The sequence below is a fragment of the Alsobacter sp. SYSU BS001988 genome (genome assembly GCF_054796215.1).
Map to the genome: position 1 here is coordinate 443,712 of NZ_JBTAMK010000001.1, position 25,840 is coordinate 469,551.

General features: G+C 70.1%; 20 protein-coding genes. 8 read left to right on the forward strand and 12 right to left on the reverse strand.

The features are described from left to right. Positions 1-99: 99 nt before the first annotated feature. From ACYVO7_RS01940 to ACYVO7_RS01955, 4 genes are read right to left on the reverse strand one after another with little or no spacing between them, the layout of a single operon-like run. Positions 100-1,005 (reverse strand): ribokinase, encoded by a 906-nt coding sequence (locus tag ACYVO7_RS01940; protein ID WP_460448162.1) that lies wholly within the window; start codon positions 1,003-1,005, stop codon positions 100-102. Further along, complete coding sequence (locus ACYVO7_RS01945; protein WP_460448163.1) at positions 1,002-1,649, reverse strand: 2-dehydro-3-deoxy-6-phosphogalactonate aldolase; 648 nt, start codon at positions 1,647-1,649, stop codon at positions 1,002-1,004. The genes ACYVO7_RS01940 and ACYVO7_RS01945 overlap by 4 nt, the downstream gene beginning before the upstream one ends. A gap of 14 nt (positions 1,650-1,663) precedes the next feature. Then, positions 1,664-2,575, reverse strand: coding sequence for a 2-dehydro-3-deoxygalactonokinase (locus ACYVO7_RS01950; protein WP_460448164.1), 912 nt, complete (start codon positions 2,573-2,575; stop codon positions 1,664-1,666). 16 nt (positions 2,576-2,591) lie between these two features. After that, entirely contained in the window at positions 2,592-3,356 is a 765-nt protein-coding gene (locus ACYVO7_RS01955) for an SDR family NAD(P)-dependent oxidoreductase (RefSeq protein WP_460448165.1), read from the reverse strand. Positions 3,357-3,523: 167 nt separating this feature from the next. Between ACYVO7_RS01955 and ggt the strand changes: the two genes are divergently transcribed. Then, positions 3,524-5,275, forward strand: coding sequence for a gamma-glutamyltransferase (gene ggt, locus ACYVO7_RS01960; RefSeq protein ID WP_460448166.1), 1,752 nt, complete (start codon positions 3,524-3,526; stop codon positions 5,273-5,275). Between the two features lie 13 nt (positions 5,276-5,288). Here the strand turns inward: ggt and ACYVO7_RS01965 are convergent, their stop codons facing one another. From ACYVO7_RS01965 to ACYVO7_RS01975, 3 genes are all read right to left on the reverse strand, one after another. Further along, positions 5,289-5,756: a DUF1203 domain-containing protein gene (locus ACYVO7_RS01965; RefSeq protein ID WP_460448167.1), complete on the reverse strand. Its 468-nt coding sequence runs from the start codon at positions 5,754-5,756 to the stop codon at positions 5,289-5,291. Between the two features lie 97 nt (positions 5,757-5,853). Next, a complete protein-coding gene (locus ACYVO7_RS01970; protein WP_460448168.1) occupies positions 5,854-8,148 on the reverse strand; it encodes an NADP-dependent malic enzyme in 2,295 nt (764 codons plus the stop codon). Between the two features lie 587 nt (positions 8,149-8,735). Continuing rightward, positions 8,736-10,406, reverse strand: coding sequence for a GmrSD restriction endonuclease domain-containing protein (locus ACYVO7_RS01975; RefSeq protein ID WP_460448169.1), 1,671 nt, complete (start codon positions 10,404-10,406; stop codon positions 8,736-8,738). Between the two features lie 503 nt (positions 10,407-10,909). On the opposite strand from ACYVO7_RS01975, the gene mutS reads away from it, so the two are divergent. The 4 genes from mutS (at position 10,910) to olsB (ending at position 18,591) form a co-directional block, all read left to right on the forward strand. Beyond that, positions 10,910-13,645, forward strand: coding sequence for a DNA mismatch repair protein MutS (mutS, locus tag ACYVO7_RS01980; protein ID WP_460448170.1), 2,736 nt, complete (start codon positions 10,910-10,912; stop codon positions 13,643-13,645). 154 nt (positions 13,646-13,799) lie between these two features. After that, positions 13,800-15,332 (forward strand): YifB family Mg chelatase-like AAA ATPase, encoded by a 1,533-nt coding sequence (locus ACYVO7_RS01985; RefSeq protein WP_460448171.1) that lies wholly within the window; start codon positions 13,800-13,802, stop codon positions 15,330-15,332. Between the two features lie 67 nt (positions 15,333-15,399). After that, positions 15,400-17,499, forward strand: coding sequence for an ATP-binding protein (locus ACYVO7_RS01990; RefSeq protein WP_460448172.1), 2,100 nt, complete (start codon positions 15,400-15,402; stop codon positions 17,497-17,499). Between the two features lie 129 nt (positions 17,500-17,628). Beyond that, positions 17,629-18,591 carry a l-ornithine N(alpha)-acyltransferase gene (gene olsB, locus ACYVO7_RS01995; RefSeq protein WP_460448173.1) on the forward strand — a complete coding sequence of 321 codons (963 nt, stop codon included), beginning with the start codon at positions 17,629-17,631 and terminating at the stop codon, positions 18,589-18,591. Positions 18,592-18,594: 3 nt separating this feature from the next. Here the strand turns inward: olsB and ACYVO7_RS02000 are convergent, their stop codons facing one another. The 3 genes from ACYVO7_RS02000 to ACYVO7_RS02010 are packed head-to-tail and all read right to left on the reverse strand — an operon-like array spanning position 18,595 to position 21,298. Beyond that, positions 18,595-19,491 (reverse strand): SDR family oxidoreductase, encoded by an 897-nt coding sequence (locus tag ACYVO7_RS02000; RefSeq protein ID WP_460448174.1) that lies wholly within the window; start codon positions 19,489-19,491, stop codon positions 18,595-18,597. Then, complete coding sequence (gene queG / locus ACYVO7_RS02005) at positions 19,488-20,546, reverse strand: tRNA epoxyqueuosine(34) reductase QueG (RefSeq protein ID WP_460448175.1); 1,059 nt, start codon at positions 20,544-20,546, stop codon at positions 19,488-19,490. Before queG ends, ACYVO7_RS02000 begins: the two co-directional genes overlap by 4 nt. A gap of 59 nt (positions 20,547-20,605) precedes the next feature. Beyond that, positions 20,606-21,298: a glutathione S-transferase family protein gene (locus tag ACYVO7_RS02010; protein WP_460448176.1), complete on the reverse strand. Its 693-nt coding sequence runs from the start codon at positions 21,296-21,298 to the stop codon at positions 20,606-20,608. Positions 21,299-21,506: 208 nt separating this feature from the next. Between ACYVO7_RS02010 and ACYVO7_RS02015 the strand changes: the two genes are divergently transcribed. Beyond that, entirely contained in the window at positions 21,507-22,322 is an 816-nt protein-coding gene (locus tag ACYVO7_RS02015; RefSeq protein WP_460448177.1) for an undecaprenyl-diphosphate phosphatase, read from the forward strand. Between the two features lie 6 nt (positions 22,323-22,328). On the opposite strand, the gene nth is transcribed toward ACYVO7_RS02015, so the two are convergent. Then, positions 22,329-23,204 carry an endonuclease III gene (gene nth / locus ACYVO7_RS02020; RefSeq protein ID WP_460448178.1) on the reverse strand — a complete coding sequence of 292 codons (876 nt, stop codon included), beginning with the start codon at positions 23,202-23,204 and terminating at the stop codon, positions 22,329-22,331. A gap of 48 nt (positions 23,205-23,252) precedes the next feature. Between nth and ACYVO7_RS02025 the strand changes: the two genes are divergently transcribed. Continuing rightward, entirely contained in the window at positions 23,253-23,762 is a 510-nt protein-coding gene (locus tag ACYVO7_RS02025) for a DUF2244 domain-containing protein (RefSeq protein ID WP_460448179.1), read from the forward strand. Positions 23,763-23,836: 74 nt separating this feature from the next. Further along, complete coding sequence (locus ACYVO7_RS02030; protein WP_460448180.1) at positions 23,837-24,733, forward strand: methylated-DNA--[protein]-cysteine S-methyltransferase; 897 nt, start codon at positions 23,837-23,839, stop codon at positions 24,731-24,733. 17 nt (positions 24,734-24,750) lie between these two features. Here the strand turns inward: ACYVO7_RS02030 and ACYVO7_RS02035 are convergent, their stop codons facing one another. Next, positions 24,751-25,719, reverse strand: a complete 969-nt coding sequence (locus ACYVO7_RS02035; protein ID WP_460448181.1) for a hypothetical protein — start codon at positions 25,717-25,719, stop codon at positions 24,751-24,753. Between the last annotated feature and the right edge of the window lie 121 nt (positions 25,720-25,840).

Consider the following 25,840-nt stretch of genomic DNA (forward strand, 5'->3'; position numbering starts at 1 on the left):
GCCGGGAGAGCCTAGCCGGACGGCGTTCAGGAACCGTCTGGACCGTCGCGCGAATGCGACCCGACCCGGTAAGCGCCGCGCAAGGATCGCAGGGCGGCGTCAGGCCAGGAAATCGGCCGCGACCGCATCGATCGCGGCCTTCACGGGGATGCTCGGCTGGGCGCCGGCCGTCGCGCAGGCGAGGCTGCCGGCGGCGGCCGCTCTCGCCAGGGCCGTGGTGAAGCCGAGACCCTGGTCCATGGCGGCCGCGAAGGCGCCGCAGAACGTGTCCCCCGCCGCCGTGGTGTCGACGACCTCGACGGGGAGCGCGGGCGCGCTGCGCCGGACGCCGCCCGTCCAGCCGACCGCGCCCTCGCCGCCGAGCGTCACGATGGTGGCCACGCCATGGTCCGCGTCGATCTGGCGGGCGAGATCGTCGGGACCTCCCGCCAACCCCAGCCCGGCCGCCACGATGGCGACCTCGTGTTCGTTGACGACGAGGATGTCGAGCGCGTCGAGGAGCTCGCGGCTCACCTCGCCGGCCGGCGCGGCGTTCAGGATCACCCTGGCCCCGGCCCGTTTGGCCGCGCGCGCCGCCTTCAGGACCTCCTCTTCGGGGACCTCTCGCTGCAGGAGGAGCGTGTCGCCCGCGCCGAGGGGAAGCCCGTCCATCTGGCTCGCGACGACCCTGGCGTTGGCGCCGGCCGCGACCACGATGGCGTTCTCGCCCGCCGCCGACACCGCGATGAAGGCGGCCCCGGTCGGCGCGTCCACGGCCGCCGCGCGGGACAGGTCGACGCCGTCCCGCCGCAGCAAAGACAGCGCGATGGCGGCGAACGGATCCTGTCCGACGGCGCCGACCAGCGCGACCTCGGCGCCGGCGCGCCGGGCCGCGAGCGCCTGGTTGGCGCCCTTGCCGCCCGGAATGACCGCGTAGTCGGGGCCCATGACCGTTTCGCCCGGGGAAGGGATGCGCTCCACCCGGGTGACGAAATCGACGTTGACGGAGCCGAACGTCACGATCACGACGCGGTCCTCCGCCAGGCCGCATGGGCGGCCATGAAGGCCCGGGCGCGCTCGGCCACCGCGGCGGCGTCGAGGCCGGGCTTGAACAGGGCCGAGCCGATGCCGAAGCCGTCGGCGGGCGCGCCCGCATAGGCCTGCAGGTTCTCGGGCGTGACGCCGCCGACGATCACGAGGGGCGGGCCCTTGGGCAGGACCGAGCCCATCGCCTTGACGCCGGCGGGCCCGATGAGTTCGCCCGGGAACAACTTCAGCACGTCCGCCCCGGCGTCCAGCGCGGCGACGGCCTCGGTCGGCGTCATGACCCCCGGGGCGGAGACGAGCCCCAGCTCCTTGGTCCTGCCGATCACGGCCGGGTTGGCGTTGGGAGACACGATCAGGGTTCCGCCCGCCTCGGCCACGGCGTCGACCTCGGCCGGCCGGTAGACCGTGCCGGCGCCGACGACCGACCGGCCGGCCAGCGCCCGGGAGAGCCTGGCGACGCTGTCCAGCGGATCGGGAGAATTCAGCGGCACCTCGAGGATGGTGAAGCCGGCGCCGACCAGAGCCTCACCGATCGAGACGGCCTCGTCGGGCCGGAGCCCGCGCAGGATGGCGATCAGCGAGCAGCGCCGGAACGCGTCGTCGAAGAGGCTGCGAAAGGACATGGTCTGGCTCGCGGTCAGCGGTGTGTGGCGTCGAGGATGCGCAGCAGCCCGGCGACGATGACGGCCTCGGGATCGAGGACGCGGCAGGTCCGGCCCCGGTCCGCCAGCGCGGCCGCATAGGATGCGGCGAAGACGCCCTCGGCCACCAGCGTGATCTCCGCGCCGGGCGGCGCCATCGCGAGCCCCTGGTCGATCTCGACGCCGATCAGGAGGCCCGACAGATAGGGGCCGACCTGGGCGGGAGCGAGTTCTCCCATCAGGACGAGCGTCCGCGCCGAGAACGCCAGATGCGTCAGCCCGCCCGCGCCGCGGGCGGCGGCGAGGCCGCGGGCGAAGCCCGTCTCGTCCGGCGGGTCCTGGGCCAGCATGCCCAGGATCGTATGGTCCTTCAGCGCCGCGTAGACGTCGCCCGTCATGAAGGTGGAGAAGCCCGTGATTCGCCCCTGCGCCACCTCGGCCCATTTGGAATGGGTGCCCGGCGTCAGCACGACGCCGTCGCGCACGCCGGCGCCGGCGATCTTGGTCTCCTCGCCGCGCATGACGTCGGGCGCGCCGCCCGGCCGGCGGCATGTCAGGCCGGGGACGATCAGCGCCTCGCGGCCGCCTCCGAGGTCGGCACGGGCGAAACTCCGGCCAAGGTCGTCGATCTCGACGGGGCACTCCAGGTAGGGCGCCTCGACCCAGCCATTGCGGCTTCCGACCATGCCGGCCATCACGACCGGGAGGGAGGGGTCGCGGTCGAGCCAGGGGCCGACATGCCGGCGCAGGGTCGCCGGGAACCCTCCCGCCGGCACGGCGGCGATCCCGTCGTCCGCGCCGAGGCGGTCGCGCACCGCCCCGGAAGCCGACACCAGATAGGCGCGCAGCCGCGACGTGCCCCAATCCAGGGCGATGAGGGCGGGGCTGTCCGGGTCCGCGGCGGTCATCGGACGGAAGTCCCGCTCAAACCCAGCCGCCGTCGACGACGTAATGCTGGTTGGTGCAGGCGCTGGCCTCCTCGGACGCCATGAAGACCGCGACCCGGGCGATGTCGTCGGGAACCAGCTTGCGCTTCAGGCACTGGCGATCCATCAGCTCCTTCTCGCCTTCCGGGGTGAGCCAGAGGTCGATCTGGCGCTGGGTCATGATCCAGCCCGGCGCGATGGCGTTGACCCGGATGTTGTAGGGGCCGAAGTCGCGGGCGAGCGAGCGGGTGAGGCCGAGCACGGCCGATTTGGAGGCCGTGTAGGCCGCCATGCCCCCCTGCCCCACCATCCAGGACACCGATCCGAAATTGATGATGACGCCGTCGCGCGCGGCCTTCATGTCCTCCAGCACCGCCTGGGCGCAGAAGAACTGGTGCCGCAGATTCACCGCGACGCGGCCGTCCCAGTATTCGGGGGTGACGTCCTCGGTCCGGTGGCGCTCGTCATGGGCGGCGTTGTTGATCAGCACCGAGACGGGTCCCAGCTGCTCCCTGATCGCCGCGATGGACCGGCGCAGCGCCTCCACGTCCGTCAGGTCGCAGTGCTCGAAGCGCACCGTGGCGCCTTTGCCGGCGAGATCGGCGGCGAGCGCCTCGGAGGCGGGCTTGTTGATGTCGAGGAAGCCGACCTTGGCGTTCTGCCGCGCGAAGGCCCGGACGATGGCCTCCCCGATGCCGCTTCCGCCGCCGGTCACGATGACCACCTTGCCGGCGAGATCGGGATAAAGCGCGCCCTGGCCCATTCGGAGCTCCTGCTGATTGCGGCCCCTCATCGGCCTGCATGGTTCCAAGGCATACACGGGCGGACGGCGGCGAAGCAATGCGCTGGTGAGCGCGGTCGCGGCGGGAGGGCTGCGGTTGCGCGCGCCCGCCGCGCGTCTAAGCTCTCGCGACCACGGAGGAACGCCCCATGCAGATCCGTCGCTTCCTGCTCGCCGCCGTCGCCGTCCTGGGCGTGAGCGGCGGCGCTTTCGCGCAGACGTCTCCCCAGCTCGCTCCCGCCCCCGAGGCGCCCACGGGGCGGAGCGTCCGGGACCACGGCGCTTCGACCCGCTACATGGCGGCGGCCGCGAACCCGCTCGCCACCGAGGCGGGACGCGAGATGCTGCGCGCCGGCGGCGGCGCGGTCGACGCCGCCATCGCGGCGCAGCTGGTGCTGAACCTGGTCGAGCCGCAGAGCTCGGGCATCGGCGGCGGCGCGTTCATGGTGCATTGGGACGAGGCCCGGCGGACGCTGACCACGCTCGACGGGCGCGAGACCGCCCCGGCGGCGGCGACGCCCGACCGGTTCATGGCCCCCGACGGCAAGCCGATGAAATTCTACGACGCCGTGGTGGGCGGACGGTCCGTCGGCGTTCCGGGCACGCCGCGGCTGCTCGCCGAGGCCCACAAGCGCTGGGGCAAGCTGCCCTGGCCGCAGCTGTTCGAGCCCGCGATCCGCCTCGCCGAGAACGGCTTTTCGGTCTCGCCGCGGCTCAGCGGCCTGCTCGGGCAGGAGAAGTTCCTCTCCGCCAACCCGGCGGCCCGCGCCCTGTTCTACGACGCGGACGGCAAGCCGCTCGCGGTCGGCACGACGCTGAAGAACCCGGCCTTCGCGCAGACGCTGCGCACCCTCGCCGAGAAGGGCGTGGAGGCCTACTACGCCGGGCCGATCGCCGAGGACATCGTCGCCACCGTGAAGGGGCATCCGACCAATCCGGGCGACATGACCCTGGCGGACCTGGCCTCCTATGCGGTGAAGGAGCGCGAGCCCGTCTGCGGGGCCTACCGGGCCTACCGGATCTGCGGCATGGGCCCGCCCAGCTCCGGCGCGGTCGCCGTGCAGCAGATGCTGGGCGTGCTCGAGACCCGCGACATGGGCCGCCTGAAGCCCGGCCCGGAGGCCGCGCACTGGTTCGCCGAGGCGGGGCGGCTCGCCTTCGCGGACCGTAACCTCTATCTGGGCGACCCGGCCTTCGTGAGCGTGCCGGTGGAGGGCCTCATCGACCCCGCCTATGTGAGGAGCCGCGCCGCGCTGGCCAGCCCGGACCGCAGCATGGGCGCCGCCAAGCCGGGCGAGCCGCCGATGCGCAAGACGCTCCTTCTCGGCCCGTCCGATGGCGTCGAGCATGGCACCAGCCACATCTCCATCGTGGACGCCCAGCTGAACGCCGTGTCGATGACCACCACGATCGAGGACGGCTTCGGGTCCCGCCTGATGACCAAGGGCGGCTTCCTGCTCAACAACGAGCTCACCGACTTCAACTTCGCGCCCGTCGCCGACGGCAAGCCGGTCGCCAACCGGGTCGAGCCCGGCAAGCGCCCGCGCAGCTCGATGGCGCCCACGATCGTGTTCGACGCCTTCGGGCGGCTCTACGCCGTCACGGGCTCGCCGGGCGGGAGCCAGATCATCAACTTCGTGGGCAAGACCCTGGTCGGCCTGCTGGACTGGAAGCTCGACCCGCAGGTCGCGGTCGACCTGCCCAACATGGGCAGCCGCAACGGCCCGACCGAGCTGGAGGCCGGCACCGAGGCCGAAGCCTGGAAGCCGGCGCTGGAGGCCAAGGGCCACGAGGTGAAGCTGCTGGAGATGACCTCCGGCATTCAGGCCATCGTGCTGACGCCCTCCGGCTTCGTCGGCGGCGCCGACTCCCGCCGCGAGGGCGTGGCGATCGGCGACTGACGCGCGCCAGGGCTCAGGCGCGGTCGATGCGGCCGGAGTAGCAGCCGCGCCTGGCGTTGTGGGCGTGCAGGTAGGCGACCGCCGGGTTCCCGAACAGGCGCGCGATGAGGGGCTCCACCTCGCGCCCGTCGACCACGTCGGCGTCCAGCATCATGCCGGCCTCGTCATAGGCGCGCACCGACAGGAGCCGGCTGCGCATGACCTCCGGGACCTCCCCGGTGCGGTCATAGGCGGTCTCGGCCCCCTCGCGCACATAGATGGCGTGGGTGGCCCGATAGGGCGACGGCGCCGGCTGGCAGACATGGTTGAGGAGCAGCACGGTCTCGCCGGGCCGGGCCTCGCGCATCTCGATCCGGTCGGGGTAGCCCGACGCGGCGTCGACGGCGTAGCGCAGGACGCCGCGGGCGGCGAGCTCCGCGTCCGGGAGGCCGTAGAGGGGGCGGAACGGTTCGGCCGACAGGCCGGTGATTCGGAACGTCATGAGGGACTCCTGCGTGGCGAGGCCCTCATGACAGTGCAGACGGCGACCGGGCTCCACCCGAAAGCTGCGCCCGAAAACCGCTTCTTCGTCCGCCGGCCTAGCCGCCGACGTTGAAGGCGGCCAGGGCCGCCATGTTGACGATGTCGCTGTCCTTGGCCCCCAGCGGCACGATCTGGACGGCCCGGTCCATGCCCACCAGCAGCGGCCCGATCACCGTCGATCCGCCCAGGCTCTGCATCATCTTGGTGGAGATGGAGGCGGAGTGGAACGCCGGCATTACCAGCACGTTGGCGGCGTCCGACAGGCGGCAGAACGGGTACTGGGCCATCAGCTCCTTATCCAGGGCCACGTCCGCCGCCATCTCGCCGTCATACTCGAAGTCGACGCGGCGCTGGTCGAGCAGGCGCACGGCCTCCTGCACATGGGCGGTGCGCTCGCCGGGCGGATGCCCGAAGGACGAGAAGGCGAGCAAAGCCACCCGGGGCTCGTAGCCGAGCCTGCGCGCCACGCCGGCCGCCTCCACGGCGATGTCGGCGAGGTCCTTGGCGCTGGGCAGCTCCGTGATGGCCGTGTCGGCCACCAGCACGGTGCGGCCGCGCGCCAGCACCAGCGAGACCCCGATCACCCGGTGGCCGGGCTTGGGATCGATGACGTGCCGCACGTCGTCCAGCGCCACCGAGAAGTTGCGCGTGACGCCCGTCACCATGGCGTCCGCGTCGCCCAGCGCCACCATGGCGGCGGCGAAGTGGTTGCGGTCCTGGTTGATCATGCGCTGGCAGTCGCGGAACAGGTAGCCCTTCCGCTGCAGCCGGTCATACAGGTACTGCGCATAGGCGGTGTTGCGGTGGCTCAGCCTGGCGTTGTGGATCTCGATGCCGCTGCGCCCGTCGATCTCGATGCCGACCTGCTGGGCCGTCGCCTTCACCCGGTCGTCGCGGCCGACCAGGATGGCGGTGCCGAAGCCCTGGCTGACGAAGCTCACCGCCGCGCGGATCACCTGCTCCTCCTCGCCCTCGGCGAAGACGACGCGCTTGGGATAGCGCCGCACGCGCTCCACGGTGCGCTGCAGGGCGCCGGCGACGGGGTCGCGCCGGGCCGAGAGCTGCGCCTTGTAGGCGCCCATGTCGACGATGGGCCGCTGCGCGACGCCCGAATCCATGGCCGCCTGGGCCACGGCCAGCGGCACGGTGGAGATCAGCCGCGGGTCGAACGGCACCGGGATGATGTAGTCCCGCCCGAAGCGCGGCCGCGCGCCCTGGTAGGCCGACGCCACCTCGTCGGGGACGTCCTCCTGGGCGAGGCTGGCCAGCGCCTTCGCGGCGGCCATCTTCATCTCCATGTTGATGGTGCGGGCCCTGACGTCCAGCGCGCCGCGGAAGATGTAGGGAAAGCCCAGCACGTTGTTGATCTGGTTGGGATAGTCCGAGCGCCCCGTCGCCATGATGACGTCGTCGCGGACCGCGAAGGCCTCCTCGGGCGTGATCTCCGGGTCCGGGTTCGCCATCGCGAAGATGATGGGGTTGGCGGCCATCGAGCGCACCATCTCGGCCGAGACCGCGCCCTTCACCGAGAGGCCGAAGAACACGTCCGCGCCGGCGATCGCCTCCTCCAGGGTGCGCAGCTTGGTCTCGACCGCGTGGGCCGACTTCCACTGGTTCATGCCCTCGGAGCGGCCCTTGTAGACCACGCCCTTGGTGTCGCACAGGATGACGTTCTCATCCCTGAAACCGAGCGCCTTGAGGATCTCCAGCGAGGCGATGCCGGCCGCCCCGGCCCCGTTGCACACCAGCCGGGCCGTCGCGATGTCGCGCCCGGTGAGCTGCAGCGCGTTCATGATGCCGGCGGCCGCGATGATGGCGGTGCCGTGCTGGTCGTCGTGGAAGACCGGGATCTCCATCAGCTCGCGGAGCTTCTCCTCGATGATGAAGCATTCCGGGGCCTTGATGTCCTCCAGGTTGATGCCCCCGAAGGTCGGCCCGAGATAGCGCACCGCGGCGATGAACTCGTCCGGGTCCTCCGTGCCGATCTCCAGGTCGAAGGCGTCCACGTCGGCGAAGCGCTTGAACAGCACCGCCTTGCCCTCCATCACGGGCTTGGACGCCAGCGCGCCGCGGTTGCCGAGCCCCAGGATGGCGGTGCCGTTGGAGATCACCCCGACGAGGTTGCCCTTGACGGTGAGGTCATAGGCTTTCGACGGGTCCTCGGCGATGGCCAGCACCGGGATGGCGACGCCGGGCGAATAGGCCAGCGACAGGTCCCGCTGGGTCGTCATCGGCTTGGTGGCGACCACCTCCAGCTTGCCCGGCCGGCCGCGCGAGTGAAACGTCAGCGCCTCCTGGTCCGTGATGGTGGGACGGGTGCGTTTCCTCGGAGTCTCGTTCTTGTCTGTCATGGCCGGCCCGGTTGATGGGTGGAGCGGGGGCGGCCAACTTACGGACACGCTTGCGGTTTCTCAAGCGGCGATGCGCCCGCGGCCCCGTCGCCTGCGGGCGCGGGGTTGCACGGTCGGCGGCTCTCGCGCGCGGCGCCTGAGGCTGGCGCAGTCTCCCCCGCCGTCCCGCGGCGGGTCGGGCCGCGCATCTCCCGGACGCGGCTCGGAGCGGAGGTCTCCCCATCCGCTGGAGCGAAGCCTGACCCCGCTTCACGAGGGACGACCGTCACCCTGCGTCGTCCGGGACCGGGCCTGACCCCGCTCCGGCAAGGGGCGGCCCGAAGGCCGCGGCAGTCGCGGACGTATGCTGCGTCCGCCCAGGAGGCTTGAGCCTCGGCGCGCGAGAGCCCGACCGCTCCGGCCCGCACGTCCTGGTGGAGATGCGGGCGCGAAACCATGAAGCTCGTTGCGGATGGGCGGGGAGCCGGTGCCGGCTCCCGGGACGCATCCGGGCTGGAGGTGTGTAGGATTATTTTGCTAGGTTGTCAAGGTGGGGGAACGCGAGACGCGATCAATCGCCCGGCCCGTCAGTCCTGTTGAGCGGTCGGTCAAAACCGTCCAGCAATGGCAACAATTTCCTGGGGTTTAGCCGCGACAGTTGTGCTGTCTCCTTTTCGCCAATAAATCTGCCCATTGAAGTAACAAAGCTCTTTTTGCTCCGGAACTGTGATAACAATCAACCCTAATCCGAAGTATGAATTAAAGTCAATACTTGACATAACACTATCTCGAACGGAAGAAGTGATCGTTGAGTTCTTTATCCCGTCTTTCCATTTTGCCAAATACTGCTCCATGTTGATGCCTAGGAATTTTGCCTCCCGAGCGATTCCGACAACTCGCCGTTTCCCAACTTGTCTCGCTTCAATACCATCAAGCTTTTTTATTATTGCCGCATCCGAATCTTTGTCAGTGACTCCAATAACGATTCGGCCGTACCGTCCAGGCCCGTTATTTGCCATTGCGCAGATAGTCTTAAGTACTTTATCGATAATGTTTCCATCGATAGTACGCGGCTCCTTTAAAGTCAGCAATCCTTGCTTCAACTCATAGTCAGATAACTCTAGCTCTGAGCGCCTTATAGCGGTGTCAATGTCGGCAGTGCTATGATTGCTGTATATTTTTGGCTTTACATTAGGTTCAATGAACTTCGATGCAATTAGCCCCTTGACAATATCAATATTCTTCCGACGTTCTTCTGGAGACGTTGCCTTCCTACCACGCTCTATACGCTCAGCACTGTCCTTCATCGAATTTTTCACGCCAGAATAATCTGAGATGATCAGAGAATCCCGCACGATCAATTCATGGAATGCGAGTATAATTATGGCAAACACAGATGGAAACGCATTAGTTTGGCTTTTCTTAAAAATTAGCTCTCTAAGCTTCGTCCCCCCACCTTCGCCACAGACTTTCAGAATTTCGTCAATACAGAATTTGAACTCGTCAGAAAATCTATCGGCACCATAAACCGTCAACGCGTTACTGATTCTGTCCGCCTCGGCCGTTCCTTCGGTGTAGACTAAATCCAGGGCTTCCTTGGATCGATCGATCAATTCTCCGCCTACGACGCACGCCGCAATATCCGCAATACACTGCTCGTCCATGCTATCACGAAGATCTGTAGCACGCAGAATTCCGTGCTCAACCCAAAATACCTCGTCAGCCTGCACATGGTAGCCATGCTTCGTCATCGGCAAATCGATACTAATAGAAGGCATTGCCCTTAAACGAACAATGTCATGAGTTTCGTCTCCTCGTATTGTGCATGCAATATTTCGGATCATCTCTGAGAATTCGTTTTGCACACCCGCTTGGCGTGGCTCTTGGTCACTAAGTCGATGCCCATACGTATTAATTCTGTCAAAAACATCATTTATTTCAACTTCTGTAGCACCTCGCATGTATGAAATTGCTAAGTTATAGTTTAGCATATCACTTACGGCTCGCTGTGATAGCATTTCCTCCGACTTTCCAGGCTCGAACCCGCCCTCATCTGCAACACGCTTGGCATTCGGAAAATGCTCAATGTTAAAACGCCGACCGGCAAGGTCAGGAAACGCAGTCTCGATGAAGGAAATAATTGCGTGTAAACGTTGTAGCCCATCAATAATTTCGTAAGTTCCTGAATTCTCTTCGCGTTCCGCGATAAGTATGGCCGGGATTGGATATTTTTTTTGAATTGACTCAACTAATTTTTGTTTTTCTTGCAGTGTCCACACTAACTTACGCTGCTAACGCCTATTAACAAAAAGTTTTTCGTCGCTAAACATGGAGTAAATTGTCTGAATTGAAGTTGATTGAGATGAAAGTTCAGCCATTTTTCTCAGCCCTGATTCGACATGGACACCTTATTTATAGCTGCTATCCCACAGCTGTCACGGTGCCATCTCAGCTAAGATCTGTCATGAGCTACTCCCCGAGTGCGCCAGCACACGTCCGCTTGAGTTCACGCCTAATGCAGGACAGAATTTCTGAGCGGTGGCGCCAAGGTCGCACTGGAACGTCGCCCTTCTGAACTCGGCGACTATCGCCGGCAACCCACAGAAGCTGTGTTAGCTCGGGACAACCCCAGAAATACGGCCCTGAAAGGCAACCTAACGAGAGTCTCTCAGTCCCTCCCCGTTCAGCCGTGCCGGACAGGCGCCACCCCCAACCCCATTCCCCGTGCAAAACCCCCCGCGCCCCCGCGCCAGCGCGGCCTGCCTCTGCTAGCGTCGCGCGCATGAGTCTCGAAGGTCCAGCCCTGACCCTGCCGCAGCCGGCCGCCGATGCGTCGGAGGGGCGGCTGACGCCCATGATGGCGCAGTATCTGGAGATCAAGCACGCCAACCCGGATTGCCTGCTGTTCTACCGGATGGGCGACTTCTACGAGCTGTTCTTCGGCGACGCCGAGGTCGCGTCGCGGGTGCTGGGCATCGTGCTGACCAAGCGCGGCAAGCACCTGGGCGAGGACATCCGCATGTGCGGGGTGCCGGTGGAGCGCTCCGAGGACTACCTGCACCGCCTGATCGCGGCCGGCCACCGGGTGGCGGTCTGCGAGCAGCAGGAGGACCCGGCCGAGGCGAAGAAGCGCGGCGGCAAATCGGTGGTGAAGCGGGGCGTGGTGCGGCTGGTAACGCCGGGCACCATCACCGAGGAGACGCTGCTGGAGCCCTCGCGCGCCAACCTGCTGGCGGCGCTGTCGCGCGTGCGCGCCGGCGAGGCGTGGCTCTACGGCCTGGCCTATGTGGACATCTCGACCGGGACCTTCACGGTCGGGGAGGTCGCCCAGGCGGGGCTCGCGGCGGCCATCGCCCGGCTGGAGCCGAGCGAGATCCTGGTCCCCGACGCGGTGATCGACGAGCCCGAGCTGAAGGCGCTGTGGCGCGAGACGCGCGCCCACGTGACGCCGCTGGCGCGCGACGGGTTCGACGCCGCCTCGGGCGAGCGGCGGCTCTGCGCCTTTTTCGGCGTGTCGACGCTGGCGGGCTTCGGGCAGTTCTCCCGCGCCGAGATCGCCGCCGCGGCCGCCGTGGTCGCCTATGTGGAGCGCACGCAGTTCGGCGCGCGGCCGCCGCTGTCGGCCCCCACGCGCGAGGCCGCCGACGCCACGCTGGCGATCGACGCCGCCACGCGGGCCAATCTGGAGCTCACCCGCACGCTGGGCGGCGAGCGCGCCGGCAGCCTGCTGGCCGCGATCGACCGCACGCTGACGCCCGCCGGCGGGCGCCTGCTGGCCGAGCGGCTGGCCGGCCCCCTCACCGATCCGGCCGCCGTCAACGAGCGGCTCGACGCGGTGGCGTGGTTCGCCGACGACCCGGACGCGCGCCGCCGGGTGCGCGAGGCGCTGAAGCGGGCCCCGGACGTGACGCGGGCGCTGTCGCGGCTGACGCTCGACCGCGGCGGGCCGCGCGACCTCGCCTGCCTGCGCGACGGGCTGGCCGCGGCGCGCGCGGTCGGGGCGATCCTGCAGAGCGCGGCGCTGCCGCCGCGCGAGATCGCCGAGGCGGCGGCCCTGCTGGCCGGGATCGACGGCGCGCTCGAAGCCGCGCTCGGCGACTGCCTCGACGACGAGCTGCCGCTCAACCGCCGCGACGGCGGCTTCGTGCGGGCCGGGTTCGACCCCGCTTTGGACGAGGCGCGGGCGCTGCGCGACGAGAGCCGGCGCGTCATCGCCGCCCTGCAGGCGCGCTACGCGGAGGAGACCGGGGCGCGCACGCTGCGCGTCAAGCACAACAACTTCCTCGGCTATTTCGTCGAGGTGACGCAGGCGGTCGGCGAGACGCTGGTCCGGCCGCCGCTGAACGCCGTCTTCGTGCACCGCCAGACCATGCAGGGCGCGATGCGCTTCTCCACCGCCGAGCTGGGCGACCTGGAGAGCCGCATCGCCTCGGCGGCGGACCGGGCGCTGGCCCTGGAGCTCGCCCATTTCGACCGGCTGAGGGCCTTCGCGGTCGCGGGCGCGGCCGGCCTGAAGGCGGTCGCGGCGGCGCTGGCCCGCATCGACGTCGCGGCCGCGCTGGCGGAGCTGGCCGACGCCGGCGCGTGGGTGCGCCCGGTGGTGGACGAGAGCCTCGCCTTCGAGATCCGGCGGGGCCGCCACCCCGTCGTGGAGGCGGCGCTGAAGCGCGACGGCCAGTCCTTCGTGGCCAATGACGCGGACCTCTCGGCCCCAGCCTCGGCCCGGGGCGGGCGGATCGCGCTGATCACGGGCCCCAACATGGCCGGCAAGTCCACCTATCTGCGCCAGAACGCGCTGATCGCCGTGCTGGCCCAGATGGGCTCCTTCGTGCCGGCCGAGAAGGCCCATATCGGCGTCGTCGACCGGCTGTTCTCGCGCGTCGGCGCCGCCGACGACCTCGCCCGGGGCCGCTCCACCTTCATGGTGGAGATGATCGAGGCCGCCGCCATCCTCAACCAGGCGACGGCGCGGTCGCTGGTCATCCTGGACGAGATCGGGCGCGGCACCGCCACCTTCGACGGCCTGTCGATCGCCTGGGCGGCCATCGAGCACCTGCATGACGGCAATCTGTGCCGGTCGCTGTTCGCGACGCATTTCCACGAGCTCACCGCCCTGGCCCGGCGCCTGCCGCGGCTCCTCAACCTCACCGTGCGGGTGACCGAGTGGCAGGGCGACGTGGTGTTCCTGCACGAGGTCACGCCCGGCGTGGCCGACCGCAGCTACGGCGTCCAGGTGGCCAAGCTGGCCGGCCTGCCGAAGTCGGTCGTCGAGCGCGCCCGGGTGATCCTGGAGGAGCTGGAGGCCTCCGAGCGGCAGGCGCCGGTCGAACGGCTGGTCGACGACCTCCCGCTCTTCGCCGCGGCGCGCCCGGCCGGCGGCCTCGCCGCCCCGCCCGCAGGCGGGCCGGACGCCCTGCGCGACGCGCTCGACGCGATATCGCCGGACGAGCTCAGCCCGCGCGAGGCGCTGGAGGCGCTCTACCGGCTGAAGCAGGCCAGGGCCGGCGAGGCCGGCTGAGGCGGGCGAGGCCGGCGGGGCGCAACTTCGCGCAGCTTCGGGTTGCTTGAGTCGTGGGCCGGATCGACTAGGCTCGGCCGAGTTTCAGCACGTCTTTTCAGCCTGCGGATTTCATGACGATTGCGTTCAGCGTCCGGAAGCGACGCCCCCCGCCATGGTGACGCGCGTCGCCACCGTGGCGTTCGAAGGCGTCGAGGCGCGCCCGGTGGACGTCCAGGTGCAGCTCATGCCCGGGAGCGTCGTCTTCACCATCGTGGGGCTGGCCGACAAGGCGGTGGGCGAATCGCGCGAGCGCGTCCGCTCGGCGCTGGTCGCGTCCGGGCTGGCGCTTCCCTCCAAGCGGATCACCGTCAACCTGGCCCCGGCCGACATGCCCAAGGAGGGCAGCCACTACGACCTGCCGATCGCGCTGGGCGTGATGGCCGCCATCGGGGCGATCCCGTCCGACGCGCTGGACGGCTTCACGGTGCTGGGCGAGCTGGCGCTGGACGGCTCCATCACGCCGGTGTCGGGCGTGCTGCCGGCCGCCATCGCGGCGAACGAGCGCGACCATGGGCTGATCTGCCCCGCCGCCTGCGGCCCGGAGGCCGCGTGGGCCTCGGCGGACATGACCATCCTGGCGCCGCGGTCGCTGATCCAGCTCGCCAACCACTTCCGGGGGACGCAGGTGCTCTCCCCGCCGGCGCCGGCGGTGCGCCGGGCGGGGCCGCCCTTGCCGGACCTGCGCGACATCAAGGGCCAGGAGAGCGCCAAGCGCGCCCTGGAGATCGCGGCGGCCGGCGGCCACAACCTGCTGATGTGCGGCCCGCCCGGCTCCGGCAAGTCGATGCTGGCGGCGCGCCTTCCCTCCATCCTGCCGCCGCTGCGGCCGGCCGAACTGCTGGAGGCGTCGATGGTCCAGTCCGTCGGCGGGCTCCTGGCGGAAGGCGGGCTCACGGACCGCCGGCCGTTCCGCGCGCCGCATCATTCGGCCTCCATGGCGGCGCTGGTGGGCGGCGGCGTCAACGCCAGGCCGGGCGAGGCGTCGCTCGCCCATCACGGCGTGCTGTTCCTCGACGAGCTGCCGGAATTCGCCCCGCAGGCGCTCGACAGCCTGCGCCAGCCGCTGGAGACCGGCGAGGTGGCGATCGCGCGGGCCAACCGGCGGGTGGTGTATCCGGCGCGCTTTCAATTGGTGGCGGCCATGAATCCGTGCCGCTGCGGCCGGGCGAACGAGCCGGGCTACGCCTGCCGGCGCGCGCCCAACGCCAAATGCGCCGCCCAGTACCAGAGCCGCATCTCTGGCCCCTTCCTGGACCGGATCGACCTGCATATCGACGTGCCGGCCGTCAGCGCGGCGGACCTGATCCTGCCCGCGCCGGCGGAGGGATCGGCCGAGGCGGCCGCCCGGGTGGCGGCGGCGCGGGAGCGCCAGGCCCGCCGCTATGCGGCGCTCGGCGACGCCGGCGCGGGGGTGAACGCCGCCTGCCCGGCCGGCCTGGTGGAGGAAGTCGCCCGGCCGGACGCCGCCGGCGTGAAGATCCTGCGCGACGCCGCCGACGCCATGCGGCTGACGGCGCGCGGCTTCCATCGCGTCATGAAGCTGGCGCTGACCCTGGCGGACCTCGACGGCGCCGACCGGGTCGGCCGCATCCACATCGCCGAGGCGCTGTCCTATCGCCCGCGCGAGAACGCCGGGGAGGCTTGACGGCGGATCGGGCCGTTTCGAACGGTTTCTCAATCCTCGCGCGCGTAAGGTGGCGGCGAGGACCGACATGAGCTTTTTCCAGACCATCACGACCGGGGGGTTGGCGTTGACGGCGTTCGGCACGCTGTCCTTCGTCGCCGTCGTGGTCGCCGCGCTGCTGCTGCGCGACCATTTCCGCATCAGCGCCCATGCGGCCGCGCTGGAGGCGGAGAACGAGGGCCTGCAGGACACGGTTTGGGAGCTTCGCGAAAGCGAGGACCGATACCGCAACCTGATCGAGGGGCAGGACGACCTCATCCTGCGCCGCGACCAGTCGGGCCGGCTGACCTATGTGAACGCCGCCTTCGTCATCCTGGCCAACCGGTCGCGGGACGACCTCTTGGACACGACGTTCCAGATCCCCGCCATCGAGACCAGCGGCGATCGCCGCGACCCGGACGGCTCGCGCAGCTACGACCAGCAGATCGAGACCGTTCGCGGCCCGCGCTGGATCTCCTGGCTGGAGACCCCGGTCCGCAGCGCCCATGGCGACACCGAGATCCAGTCCGTCGGCCGCGACATCACCGACCGGCGCGCCGCCGAGGCCGCCCTGGCGGAGGAGCGCGCCAAGGCCGAGGCCGCCAGCGAGGCGAAGTCGCGCTTCCTGGCCACCGTCAGCCACGAGATCCGCACGCCGCTCAACGGCGTGCTCGGCATGGCGGACCTGCTGGCGGGCACCCGGCTCGACCCGGAGCAGACGACCTATGTGCGGGCCGTCAAGACGTCCGGCGAGGCGCTGCTGTCGATCATCGACGAGATCCTGGACTTCTCCAAGATCGAAGCCGGAAAGCTGGAGCTGGCGTGCGAGCCCTTCGATCTCGCGTCGCTGGTGGAGGGGGCGGTGGAGCTGCTCGCGCCGCGCGCCCAGGGCAAGGGCATCGAGATCGCCGGATTCGTCGCGGCCGATCTGCGCCGCACCGTGATGGGCGACGCCGCCCGCCTGCGGCAGGTGCTCACCAACCTGGCCGGCAACGCGGTCAAGTTCACCGACCAGGGCGGCGTCGGGGTCTCGGTCGAGCGGACGCCGGACGGACGCATCGCCTTCTGCGTCACCGACACCGGGATCGGCATCCCGGCCGACCGGCTGGCGCGCATCTTCGAGGAGTTCGAGCAGGTGGACGGCTCGGCGTCCAGCCGGCACGGCGGCACCGGCCTGGGGCTGGCGATCTCCCGCCGCCTCGTGGCCGGCATGGGAGGAGAGCTCTCCGTCGCCAGCGAGCCGGGCCGGGGCTCGGCCTTCTCGTTCACGCTGGACCTGGAGGAGGCGGCGCCCGGGATCGCGGGCGACGCGTCCCCGCGCTGCGACGGGCGGACCGCGCTGGTGGTGTCCCGCTCGCCCTTCGAGGGGCCCTACATGGTGCGGCGCCTGCAGGAGCTCGGGTTCCGGGCGCATGCGACCGGGACGACCGCAGGCGCCATCGTCCGCCTGAACGACGGCGGCTATGTTCCCGACCTCCTGGTGATCGACGGCGCCGTCGGCGAAGAGGACGCGCGCACGCTGGCGGCCCTCGCCAAGCGCTCCGGCGTCGAGAAGAGGCTGGTGCTGCTGTCGCCCTTCGAACGGCGCTCCTTCGGGCCGCCCTCCGCAGCGGGCTTCGACGGCTACCTGGTGAAGCCGGTGCGGGCGCGGTCCCTGTCGTCGCGGCTGACGCCTTCGGAGGACGCGGCGGTCCCGGGCGTCGCGGCGGCCGGCGCGGCCCAGGGCGTCCACGGAGCGGTCGCGGCGGGCATGAAGGTCCTGCTGGCGGAGGACAACGACATCAACGCTCTCCTGGCCACGCGGCTGATGCAGAAAATGGGCGCAAGCGTCACCTGGGCCAAGAACGGCGTCGAGGCCGTCCAGTGCTTTTCGGCCGCGTCCACGACGCCGCAGGAGCGTTTCGACCTGGTGCTGATGGACGTGCGCATGCCCGGGCTGGATGGGCACGAGGCGGCGAGGCGCATCCGCGAGACCGAAGCGGCGCTGGACCTTCCGCGCACCCGCATCGTCGCGCTGACCGCCAACGTGTTCGAGGAGGACCGCAGGCTCGCCCTCGCGTCCGGCATGGACGCCACCGTGGCCAAGCCCCTCGACCCCGCCGCCCTGATCGCGTCGCTCGGGCTGGAGAGCCTCGCCCGGACGGGCTGAGGCCGCGCCGCAGGCCCGTTTGTCACAATCCCGTCAGGCGGATATGGTCTGCCTGCCGTCGCGAGCGCGGCGCTTCGCCTTCATCGGGCGGCTCCTGCGCCGCTCAGGCTCACCGGTGTCAGCGCCCGCATGTCGAACCCGTCCGATCTCGCCGATCGCCCCACAGGCTTCGCCGCCCGGCTGCTGGGAGGCCTCCAGAAGGGCTCCGCGATCCTGGCGCCGCATGTAGGCCGGGCGACGCCCCTGCCCTCGCCCGCCGGGCTCGACGGCGTGCTCGGCCGCATCGGGTCGCTCGAGGTGCGGCTGGCCCAGACCGCCAAGGACGTGAAGCGCGCGCAGAAGTTGCGCTACCGCGTCTTCTACGACGAGATGGCCGCCGTGCCCGACCTGCGCTCGCGGTTGAAGCGCCGCGACATCGACGCCTATGACGCCATCTGCGACCACCTGCTGGTGATCGACCACGACGCCCCGTCGGCGATCGTCGGCGCGTCCGGGCCGGGGGCCCGAAAGCCCAAGGTGGTCGGCACCTACCGGCTGCTTCGCCAGGAGATCGCCGAGCGGCACGCCGGATTCTACTCGGCGGGCGAGTTCGAGATCCAGCCGCTGCTGGACGCCCATCCGGGCAAGCGTTTCCTGGAGCTCGGGCGCTCCTGCGTGCTCCAGCCCTACCGCGACAAGCGGACGGTCGAGCTGCTGTGGCACGGCGTCTGGACCTATGTCCGGCGGCACGGCATGGACGTGATGTTCGGATGCGCCAGCCTGGAGGGCGTCGACCCCGCCCGGCTGGCGTTGCCGCTCAGCTTCCTGCACCACCATGCCCAGGCCCCCGCCGAGTGGCGCGCCTCGGCGACGCGGTCCAGGCGGGTGGACATGAACATGCTGGCGGCCGCCGACATCGACCCGAAGGCCGCCCTCCACAGCCTGCCGCCGCTGATCAAGGGCTATCTGCGGGTCGGCGCCCGCTTCGGGGACGGCGCGGTGGTGGACCGTCAGTTCGGCACGACCGACGTGCTCGTGGTCCTGCCGGTCAGCGCGATCCACTCCCGCTACATCGAGCATTTCGGTGCGGACGCCACCCGGCACGCAGGCTGAAAGCTAGCTGCGGCCCTCGCCGGCGGCGGCCAGCGCCTGCAGGCCCTCGCGATAGGTCGGATAGCGGAAGGCGTAGCCGAGCTCCTCGCGGACGCGCCGGTTGGAGACGCGCTTGTTCTCGCCGTAGAAGCTGCGCGCCATCGGCGACAGGTGGGCCGTCTCGAAGGCGATCTCGGGCGGGGGCTGGACGCCGAGCAGGCCCGCCGCGTAGGTCACCACGTCCTGCGGGGGCGCGGGCTCGTCGTCAGTGACGTTGTAGATCCCGCCGCCGGGCCGCTCGAGCGAGGCGGCCAGGACGCCGGCGATGTCGTCCACGTGAATGCGGTTGAACACCTGGCCGGGCTTCACCAGCCGCCGCGCCGTGCGCGCCTGCAGATTGACCAGCGCGTTCTGGCCCGGGCCGTAGATGCCGGACAGCCGGAAGACGTGCACGGGCTTGCCGGACCGCCGCCCCAAGGCGAGCCAGGCTTCCTCGGCGTGGACGCGGCGGGCCGACCGTTCGCTCACCGGGCGAAGCGGCGTCTGCTCGTCCACCCACTCCCCCCCATGGTCGCCATAGACCCCGACCGTCGAGAGGTAGCCGATCCAGCGCAGGGGAGCGGAGGCCCCGATCCGGTCCTCGAAGGCGCGCAGGACGGGATCGCCCTCGGCGTCCGGCGGAATGGAGGCCAGCAGCGCGTCCGCCTGGGCGATCGAGGCGAGGATCTCCGGATCGACGCGGCCGGTCGGGTCCGCGTCGCGCGCGTGGGCGTCGAACACCAGCCCGCGCACCCCGTCGCGGCCGAGCAGGGCGGCCTTTTCGGGCGTCCTGACCGTCGCGGCGATGTCCGTGAAGCGCCCGCGCTCCGCGCGGATGAAGGCCGACGAGGTGTATCCGTAGCCGAAGACGAGCAGGTTCAAGGTTCGGCGCTCCATTCGGCGAGAACGTCGGGGTCGGATTCGACGCTCATCCTAGCAGCCCTGAGACGCGAAAGGCGGTCGGGCGGGCTGAGGCGCGATACCGCCCACACGGCGGCGCCGCGCACCAGCGGGGAGGCGTCGTCCAGGAGCGCCTCGGCGGCGGCGGCGAGGTCCGGCGATCCGGAGTTGCCGATCGCCACCAGCACGTTGCGCACGAAGCGGTCGCGGCCGGTGCGCTTGACGGGCGTGCCGGAGAAGCGGGCCCGGAACGCCGCGTCGTCGAGGCGGGCGAGGTCGGCCAGCGGCAGGGCGTCGAGGTCCTCCCGGGCCTGGAGCTTCGCCTCGCGGCCGGCCTCGGCGAACTTGTTCCACGGGCAGACGGCCAGGCAATCGTCGCAGCCGAACACCCGGTTGCCGACGCCCGCCCGCAGCTCGCGCGGGATCGGGCCCTTGTGCTCGATGGTGAGGTAGGAGACGCAGCGCCGCGCGTCGAGCTGATAGGGGCGCGGGAACGCGTCCGTCGGGCAGACCGCCATGCAGCGCGTGCAGGATCCGCAATGGTCCTCGCCCGGCGGGTCCGGCGGCAGCTCGGCCGTGGTGAAGATCGCGCCCAGGAACAGCCAGGATCCGTGCTCGCGCGACACCAGCACGCTGTGCTTGCCCTGCCAGCCCAGCCCGGCGGCGGCGGCCAGCGGCTTCTCCATGACGGGCGCGGTGTCGACGAAGACCTTGACGTCGGCCCCGCCCGACGCCGCGAGCCGGCCGGCGATCAGCTTCAGCTTGCCCTTGAGGACGTCGTGATAGTCGCGCGACCGGGCATAGACCGAGATGGCGCCGCGGTCCCGCCGCGAGAGGCTCGCCAGGGGGTCGGCGGAGGGCGCGTAGCTGGCGCCCAGCATCACGACGCTGCGGACCTGCGGCCAGAGCACGCGCGGGTCGGCCCTGCGGTCGCGGTTCTGCTCCATCCACGCCATGTCGCCGTGCCGCCCCTCGGCCAGGGCCTCCTCCAGCTGGGCGGGAGCCTGCGGGATGGAGTCCGGCGTGGTCACCCGCACCGAGACGAAGCCTTCGCGGCGCGCGTCCGCCGCCAGGGCGGCTTTCAGCGCCGCGCCGGTCAGAAGTCCAGGTCCGCGTAGTGCTCCGCCGGGTCCATTCCGAGCACCCGGTCGGCGAGCAGCGGCCGGAAGGACGGCCTCGATTTCACCCGCGCATACCAGTGCTTGGCGGTTTCGTTCTCGTTCCACGGCACGTCGCCCAGGTAGTCGGCCGCCGAAAGCTGCGCCGCGGCCGCGAGATCGGCCCAGCTCAGCTTGTCGCCGGCGAGCCAATTTCGGCCCTGCATCAGGAAGCCGATATAGGACAGATGGTAGCGGATATTGGACCGCGCCGCGCGGATCGCGGCCATGTCGGGCGCGCCGCCGCCGGCCTCCACGGGCATGAAGCGCTTGAACACCTTCTCGGTGACCAGATAGCCGGTCACCTCGGCGTGCATCTTGCCGTTGAACCAGTCGACGAGGCGGCGGACCTCGACGCGCCCCTTGGGATCGGACGGCAGCAGGCGCCGATCGCCCAGCGCGAGCCCGCGCGTCTCGTCCAGATACTCGGCGATGACGGAGGCGCCGGGGACGTTCCCGATCTGCTCCTCGCAGAACACCGGCGTGGTCCCGGCCGGGTTCATGACCAGGAACTCGGTGCGGCGCTCGAAGGCGCGCTCCTCGACCAGGGACGCATCGATCCCGAACTCCCCCAGCAGAAGCCGAACGAACCTGGAATGCGGGCAGAGGGGGTGATGGAAGAGCGTCGCCATGGGCAGAGGCTTCGTCTCCGGAAGGGGAGCATGGGACGCCGCAGCGGCGGCGACGGCCGTTTCGACGCACGCAGGGTGGCGTCGCGAGGGGTCAGCGTATAAAACCGCGACGCGCTCGCCACAACACCAATCGTCCCCCGCGCACAGCTTACGTCCGGTCCCGAGGCCCACCGCGAGCCCGGGCGCCCCCCTCAGTCAGGACCTCCCCATGGATCTCGCTTCCGCCCTGAAGGCCATCGTGCTCGGGATATTCGAAGGCTTCACGGAGTTCCTGCCCGTGTCGTCGACCGGGCACCTCCTGCTGGCGGAGCACTTCCTCGGCCTCAACTTCGCCGACGACAAATTCGACAAGACCTTCGCGGTGCTGATCCAGCTCGGCTCGATCTTGGCGATCCTGGGCGTGTACTTCCACAAGCTCCTGCAGATCGTCCTGGCGCTCCCCACGGATCCGCGGGCCCGCAACTTCGTCATCGGCGTGCTGGCCGCGTTCCTGCCCGCCGCCGTCATCGGGGCGGTTCTGCACGGCTTCATCAAGGGCGTGCTGTTCAATCCGCTGATCGTCTGCGTCGCGCTCATCGTGGGAGGCTTCGTGCTCCTCGTCGTCGACGTCCGCAGCCCGACGGCCAAGCACCACGACGCCACGCAGTTCCCGCTCTCGATGTACGTCAAGATCGGCTTCGCCCAGTGCCTGGCGATGATCCCGGGCGTGTCGCGCTCCGGCGCGACCATCGTGGGCGCGATGCTGATGGGCGCCGACAAGCGCGCCGCGGCCGAGTTCTCGTTCTGGCTGGCGATGCCCACCATGGCGGGCGCCTTCGCGTATGACCTCCTGAAGAACTACAAGACGCTCGACACGCAGGGCATCGGCATCATCGCGATGGGCTTCGTGGCGGCGCTGGTCTCCGGCCTCTTCGTCGTGAAAGGCCTGCTCGGCTACGTGTCGCGCCACGGCTTCGCGGTGTTCGCCTGGTGGCGGATCCTGGTCGGCTCGGCGGGGCTGGCCGCGCTCTGGGTCTATGGCTGAGCAGGGTCACGCGGGCAGCGGCGCGTCCTCCGGGTCGGGCGAATCGGGCGGGCTCTCGCCGGGCGGCGTCTTGGGCTCGAAGCGGCAGATGTCGCTGACGATGCAGCGCGGGCAGTCCGGCTTGCGGGCCTTGCACACATAGCGGCCGTGCAGGATCAGCCAGTGATGCGCATGCTGGAGGAATTCGGCCGGGATGACGCGCAACAGCCCGAGCTCCACGTCCAGCGGCGTCTTCCCGGGCGCGAGCGGCAGGCGGTTCGAGACCCGGAACAGATGCGTGTCGACCGCGATCGTGGGCTGGCCGAAGGCCGTGTTCAGGACCACGTTGGCGGTCTTGCGGCCGACGCCGGGCAAGGTCTCCAGCTCCTCCCGGGTGCGGGGCGTCTCGCCCCCGAACTCGTCCACGAGACGGCGCGAGAGCGCGACGACGTTCCTGGCCTTGTTCCGGAAGAGCCCGATCGTCTTGATCGCCTCGCGGACGGCGTCCTCGCCGAGGTCCAGCATCTTCTGCGGCGTGTCGGCGACCGCGAACAGGGCGCGGGTCGCCCGGTTCACGCCGACGTCGGTGGCCTGCGCGGACAGCACCACGGCGATCAGCAGGGTGAAGGGATTGACGTATTCCAGCTCTCCCTTGGGCTCCGGCTCGGCCTCGCGGAAGCGCTCGAACATCTCCCGCACCAGCGGCGGCTCCAGCGGCTTGGGGGCCTTGGGGGCCTTGCCGGCTTTGAGCTTGGCGACTTTCGGCTTGGCGGAACCTTTCGGTTTGGCCGCGCCTTGGTGGGACGCCGGTTTGGGGACGCCCCTCTGACCGGCGTCCGGAGCCGGCCCCGCGTCAATGGGTCTCTTGGCCTTGTGAACGGAGAGCGGCTTACGCGACGGCATGGCTGGCCTATAGTTTCGGGGGTCGTCTGGCGGCAAGGCTAACCTGCGATGTCCGTGTCCGATTCACCACCCGATTTCGCGCCGGCCGTGTTCTCGGCGGTGCTGACGCCGCATCGCTCGCTGGATCTGCGCGGCGTCAGGCTGGTGCTCGTGCTCGTCGCGCTGGCGAGCTGCGTCGCCAGCGTGCCGTTCCTGATCCTGGGTTTCTGGCCCGTGGCCGGGTTCTACGGCCTGGACGTCGCCATCCTGTATTTCGCGCTGCGCTCCAGCATGGCGCAGGCCCGCTCCTACGAGGAGGTGAGCGTCACGCCCCTCGAGGTGCTGTTGCGCAAGGCGCCGGTGGACGGCCCGGTGAGCGAGTGGCGGTTCAACCCGGCCTGGACCCGCCTCCACCGCGAGGAGCACGCCGAGTTCGGGGTCCAGCGGCTCGCCTTGGTGTCGCGGGGGCAGTTCGTCGGCCTGGCGGCCTTTCTGTCCCCGGACGAGAAGGCCAGTTTCGGGACGGCGCTCTCCGCAGCCCTCGCCGAGGCGCGGCGCGGCGTCACCTACAATCCCTGACGCGGCCGGCGCGCAGGTTTCGGGTGTCGGCGGCGGCGGGCCGCCCCTAGATTGGGGCGACCTGGGAGAGAGCCATGCTTCAGTCCACCGCCGAATTCGCTCCGCTGTCCGCCGCGGACATCGACGCCGGCCCGCTGTCCGACTATGACCGCGTCCGCCGCGCCCTGGCCTACATCACCGAGCGCTGGCGCCAGCAGCCGTCGCTGGACGACATCGCCGCCCATGTGGGGGTGTCGTCGTCGCATCTTCACCACGTGTTCCGCCGCTGGGCCGGGCTGACCCCCAAGGCCTTCCTGCAGGCGATCACGCTCGACAACGCCCGCGCGCTGCTGCGCGATTCGGCCAGCGTGCTGGACACGGCCTATGAGGTGGGCCTGTCGGGGCCCGGGCGCCTGCACGACCTGTTCGTGACCCACGAGGCGATGAGCCCGGGCGAGTGGAAGGCCGAGGGCGGCGGCGTCGCCATGGCGTACGGGTTCCACGCGTCGCCCTTCGGAGAGGCCATCGTGGTCGCGACGGAGCGCGGGCTGGCCGGCGTCGGCTTCGTGGACGACGGCGACCGCGACGCCGCGCTGGCCGACATGCGCCGGCGCTGGCCGCAGGCGCAATTCGCCGAAAGCGCCGAAGCCACGGCCGACCTGGCGTGGCGCTGCTTCGATCCGCAGGCCTGGAGGAGCGAGACTCCCCTGCGGGTCGTGCTGATCGGATCCGATTTCGAGGTCCGCGTCTGGCAGGCGCTGCTGCGCATCCCGATGGGGCGGGCGACCACCTATTCGGACATCGCCCGCCATATCGGCAAGCCCAAGGCCGCCCGCGCGGTCGGGGCCGCCGTCGGGCGCAACCCGATCTCCTTCGTGGTGCCCTGCCACCGCGTGCTGGGCCGGTCGGGCGCGCTCACGGGCTACCACTGGGGCCTCACCCGCAAGCAGGCCATCCTGGGCTGGGAGGCGGGCCAGACCGCGGCGGGCTGAGCCCTCCGCGCGCCGGATCAGCGGAAGATGTCGAACAGCGACTTTCGCGCCGGCGCCGGCGCCTCGGGCGGAGGCGCGAGGGCGGGCGAACTCGTCGGAACCTCGCCCACCGTCGCGGCTTCCGGCCTGGGCTTGGGCTTGCGCGGCTTGGCGGCGGCCACGACCGCGCCCTCCGGCTTGCCGTCCAGGCGGTTGAGGCGGGCGGCGAGCCCGGCTGCGCGCAACTCCGTGTAGCGCGACGCGCAATAGCCGTGCGCCGCCTCCCGGGCGTAGTCGCGGCAGACCGTCTCGCGCTCGGAGGTGAAGCCTGCCTGCTCGGCGGCGACGGCCTTGATCTCCTGCTTGCCCTGGGTGCGATGGATCAGCGCCTTGAAGTTCTCGCGCACCGCCTTGTCGGCGCGCGAGCGGTCGCTCTCGATCCATTTCTGGCCTTCGAACGCCGTCGGGGCCGGACCCCACAGGCCGCGCGCCTCGACGCGGCAATCGGCGTCCTTGAACGTGCAGGCGGCTTCCGCCCCGCGCACCAGGACCGCGCCGTCGAGCACGTCCAGCGTGAGCGGGCAGGAGGGAGCGTCCAGCGACAGCCGGATCACGCCCTCGGGCCGGCCGGCGGGCGCAAGGTCCAGCGGGCGCCCTCCCCCGAGATCGACGCCGCAGGCCTGCGACGGATCGGAGATCTTCTCGCCGACCGCGATCATGGTGGCCTGCAGGGAGCTTTTGTCCTTGCGCTCGATCTGCAGCTTGCCGCGCGCGCCGTTCAGCAGCAGCGTCTTGCCGACCACGCTCTCCTCGCCGACGAGCTTCACGACGACGGGGCCGGGAGGCGGCTTCGGGGCGGACGGGACGGGGGCGGCCGGCTGGACGGCTCCGGGCGCGGTCCCCGGCCCCGCTCCGGGAAGCACGAGCTGGGCCGCCGCGACGTCCGGGCGCAGCAGGAGGGCCGCGAGGCCGAGGCCTGAGAATGCGATCGCTAAAGGTCGGTTCAAATGGGTCGCTCGAGGCTGAAACACAGCGCGGAATGTATCATGCCCTACAGTCGTCGCGAATCGCCTGTTGGGTGGAGGCCCGGAGAACCTGTCGAGGTGTGGCCTTCTTGCGTCGCGGGCC

Coding starts and splice junctions, on each gene's coding strand:
- ACYVO7_RS01945 (WP_460448163.1), bottom strand. CDS start 1,649: ATGTCCTTTCGCAGCCTCTTCGACGACGCGTTCCGGCGCTGCTCGCTG.
- ACYVO7_RS01950 (WP_460448164.1), bottom strand. CDS start 2,575: ATGACCGCCGCGGACCCGGACAGCCCCGCCCTCATCGCCCTGGATTGG.
- ACYVO7_RS01955 (WP_460448165.1), bottom strand. CDS start 3,356: ATGGGCCAGGGCGCGCTTTATCCCGATCTCGCCGGCAAGGTGGTCATC.
- ggt (WP_460448166.1), top strand. CDS start 3,524: ATGCAGATCCGTCGCTTCCTGCTCGCCGCCGTCGCCGTCCTGGGCGTG.
- ACYVO7_RS01965 (WP_460448167.1), bottom strand. CDS start 5,756: ATGACGTTCCGAATCACCGGCCTGTCGGCCGAACCGTTCCGCCCCCTC.
- ACYVO7_RS01970 (WP_460448168.1), bottom strand. CDS start 8,148: ATGACAGACAAGAACGAGACTCCGAGGAAACGCACCCGTCCCACCATC.
- mutS (WP_460448170.1), top strand. CDS start 10,910: ATGAGTCTCGAAGGTCCAGCCCTGACCCTGCCGCAGCCGGCCGCCGAT.
- ACYVO7_RS01985 (WP_460448171.1), top strand. CDS start 13,800: ATGGTGACGCGCGTCGCCACCGTGGCGTTCGAAGGCGTCGAGGCGCGC.
- ACYVO7_RS01990 (WP_460448172.1), top strand. CDS start 15,400: ATGAGCTTTTTCCAGACCATCACGACCGGGGGGTTGGCGTTGACGGCG.
- olsB (WP_460448173.1), top strand. CDS start 17,629: ATGTCGAACCCGTCCGATCTCGCCGATCGCCCCACAGGCTTCGCCGCC.
- ACYVO7_RS02010 (WP_460448176.1), bottom strand. CDS start 21,298: ATGGCGACGCTCTTCCATCACCCCCTCTGCCCGCATTCCAGGTTCGTT.
- ACYVO7_RS02015 (WP_460448177.1), top strand. CDS start 21,507: ATGGATCTCGCTTCCGCCCTGAAGGCCATCGTGCTCGGGATATTCGAA.
- nth (WP_460448178.1), bottom strand. CDS start 23,204: ATGCCGTCGCGTAAGCCGCTCTCCGTTCACAAGGCCAAGAGACCCATT.
- ACYVO7_RS02025 (WP_460448179.1), top strand. CDS start 23,253: ATGTCCGTGTCCGATTCACCACCCGATTTCGCGCCGGCCGTGTTCTCG.
- ACYVO7_RS02030 (WP_460448180.1), top strand. CDS start 23,837: ATGCTTCAGTCCACCGCCGAATTCGCTCCGCTGTCCGCCGCGGACATC.